Annotated in this window: 10 protein-coding genes; 7 read left to right on the plus strand and 3 right to left on the minus strand. The window is 41.7% G+C overall.

Annotated elements, in window-relative coordinates:
- The first annotated feature begins 53 nt into the window (after positions 1–53).
- The 3 genes from rpsT to rlmB all read left to right on the plus strand — a co-directional run bounded on the left by rpsT (position 54) and on the right by rlmB (position 3,646).
- Complete coding sequence (gene rpsT / locus DPV97_RS04950; protein WP_005695217.1) at positions 54–317, plus strand: 30S ribosomal protein S20; 264 nt, start codon at positions 54–56, stop codon at positions 315–317.
- Positions 318–477: 160 nt separating this feature from the next.
- Positions 478–2,823 (plus strand): ribonuclease R, encoded by a 2,346-nt coding sequence (rnr, locus tag DPV97_RS04955; protein ID WP_070714731.1) that lies wholly within the window; start codon positions 478–480, stop codon positions 2,821–2,823.
- Positions 2,824–2,905: 82 nt separating this feature from the next.
- Entirely contained in the window at positions 2,906–3,646 is a 741-nt protein-coding gene (gene rlmB / locus DPV97_RS04960; protein WP_049372684.1) for a 23S rRNA (guanosine(2251)-2'-O)-methyltransferase RlmB, read from the plus strand.
- Positions 3,647–3,711: 65 nt separating this feature from the next.
- On the opposite strand, the gene brnQ is transcribed toward rlmB, so the two are convergent.
- Complete coding sequence (brnQ, locus tag DPV97_RS04965; protein ID WP_070714727.1) at positions 3,712–5,013, minus strand: branched-chain amino acid transport system II carrier protein; 1,302 nt, start codon at positions 5,011–5,013, stop codon at positions 3,712–3,714.
- Positions 5,014–5,215: 202 nt separating this feature from the next.
- Here brnQ and nhaA point away from each other — a divergent pair, with 202 nt between their 5' ends.
- A complete protein-coding gene (gene nhaA / locus DPV97_RS04970) occupies positions 5,216–6,400 on the plus strand; it encodes a Na+/H+ antiporter NhaA (RefSeq protein ID WP_070714725.1) in 1,185 nt (394 codons plus the stop codon).
- 62 nt (positions 6,401–6,462) lie between these two features.
- On the opposite strand, the gene DPV97_RS04975 is transcribed toward nhaA, so the two are convergent.
- On the minus strand, positions 6,463–6,921 hold the full coding sequence (locus DPV97_RS04975; protein ID WP_070714723.1) for an Lrp/AsnC family transcriptional regulator: 459 nt from the start codon (positions 6,919–6,921) through the stop codon (positions 6,463–6,465).
- Positions 6,922–7,053: 132 nt separating this feature from the next.
- Between DPV97_RS04975 and rarD the strand changes: the two genes are divergently transcribed.
- From rarD to DPV97_RS04990, 3 genes are all read left to right on the plus strand, one after another.
- Positions 7,054–7,929 (plus strand): EamA family transporter RarD, encoded by an 876-nt coding sequence (gene rarD / locus DPV97_RS04980; protein WP_075875614.1) that lies wholly within the window; start codon positions 7,054–7,056, stop codon positions 7,927–7,929.
- A 134-nt stretch (positions 7,930–8,063) separates the two neighbouring features.
- Positions 8,064–9,233 carry an EmrA/EmrK family multidrug efflux transporter periplasmic adaptor subunit gene (locus DPV97_RS04985; protein ID WP_070714720.1) on the plus strand — a complete coding sequence of 390 codons (1,170 nt, stop codon included), beginning with the start codon at positions 8,064–8,066 and terminating at the stop codon, positions 9,231–9,233.
- 8 nt (positions 9,234–9,241) lie between these two features.
- Positions 9,242–10,768: a DHA2 family efflux MFS transporter permease subunit gene (locus tag DPV97_RS04990; RefSeq protein ID WP_070714718.1), complete on the plus strand. Its 1,527-nt coding sequence runs from the start codon at positions 9,242–9,244 to the stop codon at positions 10,766–10,768.
- 56 nt (positions 10,769–10,824) lie between these two features.
- Here DPV97_RS04990 and uvrA read toward each other — a convergent pair whose 3' ends face one another.
- Entirely contained in the window at positions 10,825–13,656 is a 2,832-nt protein-coding gene (gene uvrA, locus DPV97_RS04995; protein WP_070714716.1) for an excinuclease ABC subunit UvrA, read from the minus strand.
- Positions 13,657–13,664: the final 8 nt, after the last annotated feature.

Below are 13,664 nucleotides of genomic sequence, written 5' to 3' on the forward strand. Positions count from 1 at the left end.
TCTACGCCCTTATTTTGTCATAATCATCTAACAGAAATTTTAGGAGTTTGACCTTGGCTAATATCAAGTCAGCAAAAAAACGCGCGGTTCAATCTGAAAAACGCCGCCAACACAACGCAAGCCAACGCTCTATGATGCGTACTTACATCAAAAAAGTATATGCTCAAGTAGCAGCAGGTGAAAAAGCAGCAGCTGAAGCAGCATTCGTTGAAATGCAAAAAGTTGTTGACCGTATGGCTTCTAAAGGCTTAATCCACGCTAACAAAGCAGCAAACCACAAAGCTAAATTAGCTGCTCAAATCAAAAAATTAGCGTAATTAAAGCACTAAAACAGCTTAAAAATAAAACCGCACTTTGGTGCGGTTTTTGTTTGTCTTAAACCGTCCTGCCACAAACGCCCCATAACGAGCTTGCATTCCCTCCTTTAACCTGTAAACTACCCCACAACTTAAAAATTAATCATAAAATAAACAATAAATGGCCAAAAAATCTTTTAAAAAAGCGGATCCGAATTATCAAAAAGAATTAGCAAAATATGGTAATCCGATCCCAAGCAGAGACTACATTCTGCAAATTATTCGTGAAAATAATGCCCCGATGAGTCGGGAAGAAATTCTGACCGCACTTTCAATTAAAAGTGACGAACAACAAGAAGCCATGCGTCGCCGCTTACGCGCCATGGAAAATGATGGACAATTAGTTTTCACTAAACGTAAACGCTATGCCTTGCCTGAAAAATTAGATTTATTCAAAGGCATGGTCATTGGCCATCGCGAAGGCTATGGCTTTTTACAAGTCGAAGGCAAAAAAGAAGATCTCTTTATTCCTAATCACCAAATGCAACGTGTAATGCATGGTGATTTTGTATTGGCGCAACCTGCCGGCTTGGATCGTCGTGGTCGTCGCGAAGTCCGTATTGTTCGCGTGCTTGAAAGTCGTAAAAAACAAATTGTCGGCCGTTTCTTCTTAGAAAATGGCTTTAGCTATGTGGTGCCTGATGACAGTCGTATCGGACGAGATATTTTAGTCCCTAATGAACACCGAAATGGCGCCAGAATGGGGCAAGTTGTCGTGGTCGAATTGCAAGAACGATCCGCCTCCTTTACTCAACCTATTGGTATCATTAGCGAAATTCTGGGTGACAATATGGCAAAAGGGATGGAAGTGGAGATCGCCCTTCGTAATCATGACATCCCTCACCAATTCCCAAGTGCGGTCGAAAAATACGTTAAAAAATTCACAGAAGAAGTGCCTGAAGAAGCAAAAAAAGGCCGTGTGGATTTACGCAATCTGCCACTGGTTACCATTGATGGCGAAGATGCGCGCGATTTTGATGATGCTGTATATTGCGAAAAAAGCGGTAAAGGCTGGAAACTTTGGGTGGCGATTGCCGATGTCAGCTATTATGTGCGTTTACGTTCTGCATTAGACACTGAAGCTTATAACCGAGGTAACTCCGTTTACTTCCCAAATCGTGTTGTACCAATGTTGCCGGAGATTTTATCCAACGGATTGTGTTCACTGAATCCACAAGTTGATCGCTTGTGTATGGTGTGTGAAATGCACGTCTCCGCCAAAGGTAAACTCACAGACTATCGTTTTTATGAAGCGGTAATGAATTCTCATGCTCGCTTAACCTATACGAAAGTTGCGGCAATTTTAGACGGCGATGATGAGCTCCGCACGCGTTATCAAGGACTTGTTCCACATTTAGAAGAATTGCATCATCTCTATCAAACATTACTCAATGCCCGTAAACAACGTGGTGCTATCGATTTTGAAACCATTGAAACCAAATTTATTTTCAATGCCATGGGACGAATTGATCGCATTGAACCTGTTGTGCGAAATGATGCTCACAAAATCATTGAAGAATGCATGATCCTTGCGAATATTGCAGCAGCAAACTTTATGGAAAAACATAAAGAGCCTACACTCTATCGTATTCATGCCGCTCCGAGTGAAGAAAAACTGACGTCTTTCCGTGCGTTTTTAAGTGAATGTGGTTTAAGCCTTGAAGGTGGCATGAAACCGACCACAAAAGATTATGCAAAATTGTTAGAGCAAGTGAAAGATCGCCCGGATCACGAACTCATTCAAACCATGTTGCTCCGTTCATTAAGCCAGGCCGTTTATAATGCGGATAATATAGGCCACTTTGGTTTGGCTTTAGAGGAATATGCACACTTTACTTCCCCGATTCGTCGTTATCCAGATTTAACTCTTCACCGTGGAATTAAGTATTTATTAGCAAAAGAAAAAGGCGCTAAACGTAAAACCACAGATACTGGCGGCTATCACTATTCCTTTGATGAAATGGATTTATTAGGTGATCACTGCTCGATGACCGAACGCCGAGCCGATGATGCCACTCGCGAAGTAGCAGATTGGCTGAAATGTGAATATATGCAAGATCACGTAGGGGCTGAATTTAGCGGAGTGATCTCATCTGTAACAGGCTTTGGCTTATTCGTACGTTTAGATGATTTATTCATTGACGGCTTAGTCCATATTTCTACTTTAGATAACGACTACTATCAATTTGATGCGGTAAAACAACGTTTAATCGGTGAAAATAGTGGTATGATTTATCGTCTTGGCGATAAAGTCAAAATTCGCGTGGTCGCCGTTCATTTAGAACAAAAAATGGTCGATTTCAGTTTAGTCGAAAGTGCCAGAAAACCACGTCGTGTTGGCAAAACGGCGAAACAAAAAGTAAAAAAAGTCTTTAAGGAACTGCCACCTAAAGCGTCAAAAAAACGTAAAAGTGCGGTCAAAAATAAAGACGTTTCTAAGAAATCGACTAGAAAACGGAAGAAATAATATTTTTTACCCAATCTCCCCTTCCCTCCCTCTTTGCTAAAGAGGGAGAATAATGACAAAAAATAATAAACAAGAGAACCCTATGTCAGAAAATATCTATGGTATCCATGCTGTAAACAGCATTTTAGCAAATAGCCCTGAACGTTTAATTGAAGTTTTTGTGCTGAAAGGCCGTGAAGATAAACGCCTACAACCCTTACTCAATGAGCTCTATGCTTTAGGCATTGCGGTGCAATTTGTAAACCGTCAAACATTAGATAAAAAATCCAACGGTGAAGTGCATCAAGGTGTGATTGCTCGCGTGCAAGAAGCCAAAGAGCTGAATGAACATGATTTGGATGAACTTCTTACTCGTAAACAAAATCCACTTTTATTAGTGCTTGATGGCGTGACGGATCCCCATAACCTAGGGGCCTGTCTACGTACTGCTGATGCGGCCGGTGTGAGCGCTGTTATTGTGCCGAAAGATAAATCTGCTCAACTCACTTCTATTGCTCGTAAAGTGGCTTGCGGTGCTGCGGAGACTGTGCCGTTAATTCGTGTAACCAATTTAGCGCGTACTTTAAGAGATCTACAACAAAATCATAATATTTGGGTGGTAGGTACAGCTGGCGAAGCAACAGAAACCATTTATCAAACTAAACTGACTGGTTCTCTTGCTTTAGTGATGGGAGCCGAAGGTGAAGGCATGCGTCGTCTTACTCGTGAACATTGTGATCAACTCATTAGTATTCCAATGGCAGGCTCAGTGTCATCTCTGAATGTTTCTGTTGCGACTGGCGTATGTTTATTTGAAATTGTGAGACAACGTCTTGCCGCCTAAAAACGCGTGAAAAAATAACCGCACTTGATATAAAAAATGCCGACAAATCATTGTCGGCATTTTTGTTATTTGGAAATGCTTTTCCCTAACAGTATGGAGAACACTAAAGTACATAATGCAGGCACCAACCAAGCTAATCCTTGTGAGTAAAGCGGGAAATGAATCATGACTTGATGCAACCCTTCAGGCAAGACATCTAAGTTTTTCAAACTATCAACCAAACTAAAACAAACTGTCACAAAGATGGTTACGTAATAGCTCAATCGAACAGAAGGCAATTTATTACGCACAAGCTGTAAAACTACTAACATGATCGCCATTGGGTAAATCAACAACAAGGCTGGAATTGTCACTCGGAGTAATTTTGTTAAGCCATATTGTGAAATGATTGTCGTCATGGCGGTGAAGAAGACAATCCAAAATGGATAGGAAAAACGTGTCGAAAACTTGGAGAAATAATCACCACAAGCACTGGTTACGCCCACTAACGTGGTTAAACTTGCTAAAGTAATAATCCCTGCCATGATCCAGGTTCCTGCCGTGCCGAATAAACTGTTCACATAACGAGAGAAAATTTGTCCACCATTTGTTGCACCTTGTGCCACAGCATCAGAAGTCGCCCCTAAATAGAATAAGGCAAAATATAGACAAGCTAATAAAATGACAGAGACAAAACCCGCTGAAATCGTATATTGAACAATCTTTTGTGGATTGGTCACATTTTTTGCAGACAACGCCCGTGCAACAATGCCACCAAAGGCAATCGCAGCCAGTACATCCATCGTTTGATAACCACTAATTAATCCTGTAGTTAGTGCTGAATTCTCGGCATACACCCGCGATGGGGCAACAATGTCAGAAAGAGGTGAAACAAAAACCGTGATCCCAACAACGAGTAATAATACCAATAATGCTGGCGTCATCACTTCACCCACCGTTGAAATAATGGTACTTGGGCGAATCATGAATCCCATTGCGATAATATTAAAGATCACAGAGAAAATAAGACGTGTCGTCGCACTATCTTCAACGAGCCCCAATGGTAACCATGCCATTTCATAAGCGACATTGGTAATTCGAGGCATGGCAAAAGTTGAACCAATCACTAAATAAAGAATGCTTAAAAAGGCTACGCCTGCCCAGTTAGGTAAATCCTTGGTTAGCTCTTCACCGCGTCCTAATACTGACACAACAACCAATGTAATAAATGGCATGAGTACGCCTGTTATCACAAATCCTAGCGAAGCGGTTGCCCAATGGTTGCCTGCGGAGTACCCCTCCATCGGTGGGAAAATAATATTTCCCGCACCTAAAAATAAAGCAAAAATCATCATACCTAGTACGATGATGTCTTTTTTTGAAAACATAAGTATTCTCGAATAAATAAATTTTAAGAATTTTACTATTAAATTATTTTTTATTCCAAAAATGAAAATAAATTCTGTGAAACAGATCACGAAATCTATCACATTCCGATTAAATCACACATTATCCAATGCCTAGTTTCCCCAAATCAGTAAATTTGTGATAGTATCTAGCCTTTATTATTACTTTTTTAGGAGAGAATGAATGAATAAACTAAGTTTGATTCAACAAATTCAGCGTTTTTTCAAATTGGAATCAGCTGGCGGAATTTTATTACTTTTTTCAGCGGTAGTCGCAATGCTATTAGCCAATTCACCGCTCAATCAAAACTATAACGACTTTTTAAACTTACCAGTCAGCATTCAAGTAGGGACTTTTTCTATCGATAAAACCTTAATTCACTGGATCAACGATGGTTTTATGGCGGTATTCTTTGTTTTAGTGGGAATGGAAGTCAAAAGAGAATTATTTGAGGGTTCCCTTTCAAGCTATCAACAAGCGGTTTTCCCTGCTATTGCTGGCGTTGGCGGAATGGTTATTCCTGCCTTGGTTTATATTTTTATTGCCCAACAAGATCCTACTTTAGCCGATGGCTGGGCAATCCCAATGGCGACAGACATTGCCTTTGCACTGGGCATCATGGCGTTATTAAGTAAACAAGTGCCACTCCCACTAAAAATCTTTTTACTTGCTTTAGCCATCATTGATGACTTAGGCGCCATTGTCGTGATTGCACTCTTCTTCTCCCATGGATTAAGTGTGCAAGCACTTGTCTTTGCTGCCATTGCAATTGCTGTACTTATCGCATTAAATCGCTTTAAAGTGATCGCACTTTGTGCCTATATAGTAGTAGGAACAATCTTGTGGGTTTCGGTATTAAAATCGGGCGTACATGCTACCCTTGCAGGCGTTATCATCGGATTTTGTATTCCATTGAAGGGTAAAAATGGCGAAACACCATTACACGACTTTGAGCACATTCTTGCGCCTTGGTCATCCTTTGTTATCCTGCCATTATTTGCATTTGCCAATGCGGGGGTAAGCTTTGATGGCATTGATCTCAGCATGCTGACATCACCATTATTGCTCGCGATTTCTCTTGGCTTAATTATCGGAAAACCACTTGGTGTATTTGGTTTCAGCTACCTTTCCGTTAAACTAGGCATAGCAAAACTTCCGCAAGGCATTAACTTCAAACAAATTTTTGCCGTAGCGATTTTATGTGGCATTGGTTTCACCATGTCAATGTTCTTAGCTAGCCTAGCCTTCAATGCAGATGCAGGTGAAAGCATTAACGCCCTTTCTCGATTGGGGATCTTATTAGGCTCTACGGTTTCTGCGATTATAGGGTATATGGCGTTAAAAGCGACTACAAAACTACCTAGCTAATCACATCTTACAAAAAATCCTTTGCTAATTTAGCAAAGGATTTTCTTTTTTATTTACAGTGACTATAACAAAATCCCACTCTCCGCTTTGGTAAAATTCATAACAAATAAACTCTTATAAGTTCTAACATGATATTCACCAGTTAGAACGCGACGGGTAAATGAATGGTAGCTTTCCATACTTTCGGCGTGAATAAGCAACATAAAATCATAATCACCTGAAATCTCATAACAGCTCACCACATCAGTTTCTTGGCGCATTTTTCGTTCAAACAACTCTTGAAAGTGAGAATGTTGGTTGTCCATTTCCACCATCACAAAAACACTGATACCTCTACCCACTGCCTTTGGCGATACCACTGCCACTTGTTTGGTTATAACCCCTTTTTCTGTCAGTAATTGAATTCGACGCTGACAGGTTGCTACCGAGCTATGCACTTTTTCCGCAAGCTCTTTTAATGGCAAAGTCGCATCTTGTTGGAGGATATTTAAAATATCCCGATCTAATTTATCTAATTCCATGTTTAATCCTTGAAAATAAATGCAGAATAACACTTAAACTTGGGAAAAATAATCATCAATCATTTTATATTGAGAAAATTTACCACGCCAGACTTTTATAATGAAGCTATCAAACCTAAGGAAATGATAAAAATGGCTCAAGGTATTTTTCTCGGCATCATCTCGCAATTTTTATTTGGATTGCTCTATCTATTCAGTTTATGGCTACAGCCGCTTAACGGTACGGATGTGTTTGCTTGGCGAATGGTGATGATGGTCTTCGGGTTATTTTTAATTATCTTCCCAACTGTAGGTTGTCGTTCATTATCAAAATTAGTCAATGAAACCTTAGGCAAAGACAAAAAACGTTGGATGCTGTTTTTGCTCGGCACGCTCGATGCCGGCAGCCAATTTTGGTTATTTATGTGGGCGCCCGTTAATGGCGAAGGAGTCAACATCGCTATGGGGTATTTCTTATTCCCATTAGTGATGGCATTACTTGGACGCATTTGGCTGAAAGAAACCCTTTCCACCATTCAAATTATTGCCTTGTGCATCGCTGCTTGCGGTGTGGCACATGAGCTTTGGCACAATCAAACCTTTTCATGGAGCAGCCTTTGGGTGTGCTTAGTCTATCCCTATTATTATTTAAGCCGTAAAGCCATGAAGGTTCCGGCATTGCAAGGCATCACACTTGATGTGTGCTTCATTGCCATTCCTTGCCTCATTTATTTGCTCATACAAGAGCAGCAATTGTCTTTTGTAATCAGTGAAAGCCAATATTGGTATTTATTGCCCGCATTAGGTTTAGTGAGTGCAATCGGTTTGTCTGCCAATTTAAAATCAAGCCAACAAATTCCCGTCAGTATGTTTGCCGTGCTCAGTTATCTCGAACCTACATTGCTCTTTTTAATCGCAATATTCTGGCTTAACACGCAAGTCTCCCCTTCTGATTACTTCACTTATGTGCCAATTTGGGCAAGTTTAATTTTGCTTGGCGTAAATGGCTTAATGAAAAAACGTTATTAAAATTGACCGCACTTTTATCTGAACAAGTGCGGTCATTCTTGAAATAATTTTAATTCACGTTCATAATGAACGAGCATTCATATTTTATAGACTGAAGCTTTTTTACTTCAACATTTTCCGATAAGGCTCGCATTATGTCCGATCAACAAACAGATACACCAACTTCCTCAAATAGTAAATATCAACAACGTAAAAAAGGGCTTTCCATTTTTATTCTTTTGCTTCTTCTGATTGCAATCGGTTCTGCAGCTTATTGGTTTTTCTTTATTAAAGATTTTGAAGAAACCGAAGATGCCTATGTGAGTGGCAATCAGGTGATGGTATCGGCACAGGTGGCGGGAAATATAGCGAAAATTAATGTCGATAATATGGATCCCGTACAGGCTGGTGACGTGTTATTAGAACTGGATGATACCAACGCCAAATTAAATTTTGAGCAAGCTAAAAGCAACTTAGCCAATGCGGTTCGCCAAATTTCTCAACTAAATTACACTGTAAAACAATTGAAATCCGCCGTTCGTGCGAATGAAATTACGCTTGCTCAAGCACAAGGAAACTTGAATCGTCGCGTTCAATTAGTGAAAGATGGGGCGATTGATAGAGAATCTTTCCAACACGCAAAAGAAGCGGTTGAGCTCGCCAAAGCAAACTTAACGACTTCACAAAACCAACTTGAGGCCAATCAAGCCTTATTGTTAGACGGGCCTTTAATTGAACAACCCCAAATTCAAAGTGCGGTCAGTAATTTGAAACAAGCTTGGTTGAATTTAGAACGCACAAAAATCCGCAGTCCAATTAAAGGCTATGTGGCTCGTCGCAATGCGCAAGTAGGGCAAGCAGTTTCTGTTGGCGGGGCATTAATGGCAGTGGTTACCACTGATCAAATGTGGTTAGATGCCAACTTCAAAGAAACACAATTAACCCATATGCGAATTGGTCAGCCAGTTGAAATTCATTTCGACCTTTATGGCAAAGATAAAACCTTTAATGGAAAAGTCTTCGGAATTGAAATGGGTACGGGCAGTGCATTCTCTTTATTGCCTACTCAAAATGCGACCGGTAACTGGATAAAAGTGGTGCAACGTGTGCCTGTGCGTATTCAATTAGATCCGCAACAGCTTGCTGAAAATCCTCTACGTATCGGCCTTTCCGCCACAGTAAAAGTGAATGTGACCGATAACCAAGGCGAAACTTTACGTGACCAAGCACCAGCTACAACGCTTTATTCCACGAATGTGCTGCAATATGATGAAAGTGCGGTCAATAATTTGATCGAATCTATTATTCGCGACAATAGCTATTAGGTTCTGTTATGCCGCAATCTCATTTCAAACCGCTACAAGGCGGTGCGTTAGCGATGCTTACATTGGTGCTTTCATTAGCCACCTTTATGCTCGTGCTAGACTCCACCATCGCTAACGTAGCCATTCCAATCATAGCTGGTGATTTAGGTGCCTCGTCTAGCCAAGGCACATGGGTGATCACCTCGTTCGGTGTGGCAAATGCCATTTCAATTCCGATTACAGGCTGGCTGGCAAAACGTTTTGGTGAAGTGCGGTTATTTTTAATTGCAACGCTATTATTCGTACTAGCCTCTTGGCTTTGTGGTATTGCAAATAGCTTGGAAATGTTGATCGTTTTTCGCGTCCTTCAAGGTGCGGTAGCCGGCCCAATTATCCCCCTTTCTCAAAGCTTATTATTGAATAACTACCCGCCTGAAAAACGCGGAATGGCATTGGCCTTTTGGTCAATGACGATCGTCGTCGCCCCGATTTGTGGCCCGATTTTAGGCGGTTGGATCAGCGATAATATTCACTGGGGTTGGATTTTCTTTATCAACGTCCCGATTGGGCTTGCCGTTGTCTTAATCAGTTGGAAAATTTTAGAAGGCCGAGAAAGTAGAATTTCTCATCAACCTGTTAATACGGTTGGGCTTATTTTGTTGGCACTCTGTGTAGGTGCGTTGCAATTGATGCTGGATCAAGGTCGCGAGCTAGACTGGTTTAATTCCACTGAAATTGTGGTGCTTACCATTATCGCTGCGGTAGGTTTAATCGCCCTCATCATTTGGGAACTCACGGACGATAATCCAGTTGTGGATGTTTCCTTATTCAAATCCCGAAATTTCACCGTGGGTTGTGTTTCGACGAGCCTTGCTTTCTTGGTGTATTCAGGGACGGTCGTGCTCATCCCGCTTCTGCTCCAACAGGTTTATAACTATACCGCCACGTGGGCGGGACTTGCGGCTGCGCCAGTGGGATTATTGCCGATTCTACTTGCACCGATTATCGGGAAATTCGGCAATAAAATTGATATGCGGATTTTAATCACCGTCAGTTTTATGGTTTATGCGCTCACCTTTTATTGGCGAGCTGTGACCTTTGAACCTGAAATGACCTTTATGGATGTGGCATTACCGCAATTTGTACAAGGGTTAGCGGTCGCCTGTTTCTTCATGCCGCTGACAACCATTACACTTTCAAGTTTACCGCCCGAAAAAATGGCTTCAGCGTCGAGCTTATTTAATTTCCTCCGAACCCTTGCCGGCTCAATAGGAACATCTCTCACGACATTTATGTGGTATAACCGCGAAGCCGTACATCACACGCAACTCACAGAAGTCATTAATCCATATAATCCGATTTCTCAACAATTCTTCCAAACTATGGGAAGTTTTGGTTTAAGCGAAGAACAAACGGCATCCTATCTTGCTAGACAAATCACCGCTCAGGGCTTTATTATTGGCGCGAATGAGATTTTCTGGTTATCGGCAATTACTTTCCTTGCATTATTCATTATCGTCTGGTTCGCCAAACCGCCTTTTGGAAATCGCCATTAAAAAATCTCAAAAAAATAACCGCACTTTGATGATGTTCAAAAGTGCGGTTAGTTTTTCTAGCCTTTTGCCAAGATGTCTTTTAGGAATCTTGCGGTGTGCGAACCTTTGACTTTGGACACTTCTTCCGGGGTGCCTGTCGCGATGATTTGACCACCGCCACTGCCCCCTTCTGGACCAAGATCCACAATCCAGTCTGCGGTTTTAATCACATCTAAGTTGTGTTCAATCACCACGATAGTATTGCCTTGATCGCGCAAGCGATGTAACACTTCGAGAAGTTGTTTAATATCGGCAAAATGCAAGCCGGTTGTCGGTTCATCCAAAATATAAAGGGTTTTACCGGTATCGCGTTTTGAAAGCTCTGTTGCTAACTTAACACGTTGTGCCTCACCACCTGAAAGCGTGGTAGAAGACTGACCTAAACGAATATAAGACAAGCCGACATCCATTAGGGTTTGCAATTTACGCGCAATCATTGGGATCGCGTCAAAAAACTCGCGTGCTTCTTCTACTGTCATATCTAATACTTGGTGAATCGTTTTGCCTTTATAGCGGATTTCCAAGGTTTCACGGTTATAGCGTTTACCTTTACATTGATCACAAGGTACATACACATCCGGTAAGAAGTGCATTTCCACTTTTAGCACGCCATCACCTTGGCATGCTTCACAACGACCACCGCGTACGTTAAAACTAAAACGTCCTGGATTATAACCGCGCGCACGCGCTTCTGGTACGCCCGCAAATAATTCACGAATTGGGGTAAATAACCCCGTGTAAGTCGCTGGGTTAGAACGTGGTGTACGGCCGATTGGACTTTGGTTAATATCGATCACTTTGTCGAAATATTCCAAGCCTTCAATGGATTTATAAGGTGCAAAATCCGTTTTTTCCGCACGATTTAAAGCATTTTGTGCCAATGGGAATAACGTATCATTGATTAGCGTTGATTTGCCTGAACCTGACACCCCTGTGATACAAGTAAATAATCCCACTGGAATTTCTAAATTCACGCCTTTCAGGTTGTTCCCTGTCGCACCTTTTAATTTTAAAAGTTTGCTTTTATCAAGTGCGGTTCGTTTTTTTGGAATTTCGATTTTTTCTTCACCTGATAAGAACTTACCCGTAATCGAATTTGGGTTCGCCATAATTTCTTTGGCCGTACCTTGAGCAATCACTTGGCCACCGTGTACACCTGCTCCAGGGCCAATATCAATAATATGATCGGCTTCTCGAATGGCATCCTCATCGTGTTCCACCACGATCACGGTGTTGCCCAAATCACGCAAATGAATCAACGTATTTAACAGACGCTCATTATCGCGTTGATGCAAACCGATAGAAGGCTCATCCAACACATACATGACGCCCACTAAGCCCGCACCGATCTGACTCGCAAGACGGATACGTTGCGCTTCACCGCCCGAAAGGGTCTCAGCTGAGCGAGAAAGGGAAAGATAATTTAAGCCTACATTCACTAAGAATTCTAACCGCTCTCTGATCTCTTTCAGGATTTTTTCCGCAATTTGTGCTTTTTGACCGGTTAAAGTAAGTCCTTGGAAAAACTCGAGGCTTTCACCAATGCTTTTCTCTGAAATTTGAGGCAAGTTAACGTTACCGATATACACGTTGCGAGCTTCTGGACGAAGACGCGAACCTCCACAATCTGCACAAGGTCGGTTACTGATATTTTTCGCCAATTCTTCGCGCACAGACATGGATTCCGTTTCTTTATAACGGCGTGCCATATTATTCAAAATCCCTTCAAAAGGATGTTTTCGGATCACCACATCGCCACGATCGTTCATGTATTGGAATTCAATTTCTTCTTTGCCTGAACCGTGCATCACAATATCTTTAATTTTTTGTGGCAAATCTTCGTATGGCGTTTCAATATCAAATTTATAATGTTTCGCTAACGAGGTAAGCATTTGATAGTAATAGAAATTGCGACGATCCCAACCTTTCACCGCACCGCCTGCGAGAGAAATGCTTTCATTTTGCACCACGCGGCTTTCATCAAAGAACTGCTGAACACCTAAACCATCACAAGTTGGACACGCCCCTGCTGGGTTATTAAATGAGAATAAGCGAGGCTCTAATTCCGGTACAGAATAGCCACAATGCGGACAAGCAAAGTTTGCCGAGAAAACCAACTCTTCTGCGTTAGGATTATCCATATCAGCCACCACAGCTGTACCGCCAGAAAGCTCCAAAGCTGTCTCAAAGGATTCGGCTAAACGTGCAGCTAAATCTGACCGCACTTTAAAGCGATCCACCACCACTTCAATGGTATGCTTTTTCTGTAAAGCAAGCTCTGGTGGATCAGATAAATCACAAATCTCACCATCAATTCTTGCGCGAATATAACCTTGTGCCGCCAAGCTATCTAACAGCTTAACGTGCTCACCTTTACGGTTTTTCACTACGGGCGCTAGCAACATCATTTTGCTTTCTTCAGGCAAGCTTAAAACTTTATCCACCATTTGGCTGATTGTTTGTGCCGTTAATGGCACATCATGATCAGGACAACGTGGCTCCCCTACGCGAGCAAACAGCAAACGCAGATAATCGTAAATTTCGGTGATCGTGCCCACGGTTGAACGCGGGTTATGAGAAGTAGATTTTTGCTCAATAGAAATCGCTGGCGACAAGCCCTCAATCGAATCCACATCTGGTTTTTCCATCAAAGAAAGGAATTGACGCGCATAAGCAGAAAGCGATTCCACATAACGGCGCTGCCCTTCCGCATAAAGCGTATCAAATGCTAAAGAAGATTTGCCCGAACCGGACAAGCCTGTAATCACAATTAATTTATCGCGAGGAATGGTTAAATTGATGTTTTTGAGGTTGTGGGTTCTTGCCCCACGAATGTCGATAGTATCCATAAAAAAAG

Origin of the sequence: Haemophilus parainfluenzae (assembly GCF_003253005.1) — a bacterium.
In the GTDB taxonomy this organism is placed as follows: Bacteria; Pseudomonadota; Gammaproteobacteria; order Enterobacterales; family Pasteurellaceae; genus Haemophilus_D; species Haemophilus_D parainfluenzae_M.

Coding starts and splice junctions, on each gene's coding strand:
- DPV97_RS04975 (WP_070714723.1), bottom strand. CDS start 6,921: ATGGAATTAGATAAATTAGATCGGGATATTTTAAATATCCTCCAACAA.
- uvrA (WP_070714716.1), bottom strand. CDS start 13,656: ATGGATACTATCGACATTCGTGGGGCAAGAACCCACAACCTCAAAAAC.
- brnQ (WP_070714727.1), bottom strand. CDS start 5,013: ATGTTTTCAAAAAAAGACATCATCGTACTAGGTATGATGATTTTTGCT.
- DPV97_RS04985 (WP_070714720.1), top strand. CDS start 8,064: ATGTCCGATCAACAAACAGATACACCAACTTCCTCAAATAGTAAATAT.
- rlmB (WP_049372684.1), top strand. CDS start 2,906: ATGTCAGAAAATATCTATGGTATCCATGCTGTAAACAGCATTTTAGCA.
- rnr (WP_070714731.1), top strand. CDS start 478: ATGGCCAAAAAATCTTTTAAAAAAGCGGATCCGAATTATCAAAAAGAA.
- rarD (WP_075875614.1), top strand. CDS start 7,054: ATGGCTCAAGGTATTTTTCTCGGCATCATCTCGCAATTTTTATTTGGA.
- nhaA (WP_070714725.1), top strand. CDS start 5,216: ATGAATAAACTAAGTTTGATTCAACAAATTCAGCGTTTTTTCAAATTG.
- DPV97_RS04990 (WP_070714718.1), top strand. CDS start 9,242: ATGCCGCAATCTCATTTCAAACCGCTACAAGGCGGTGCGTTAGCGATG.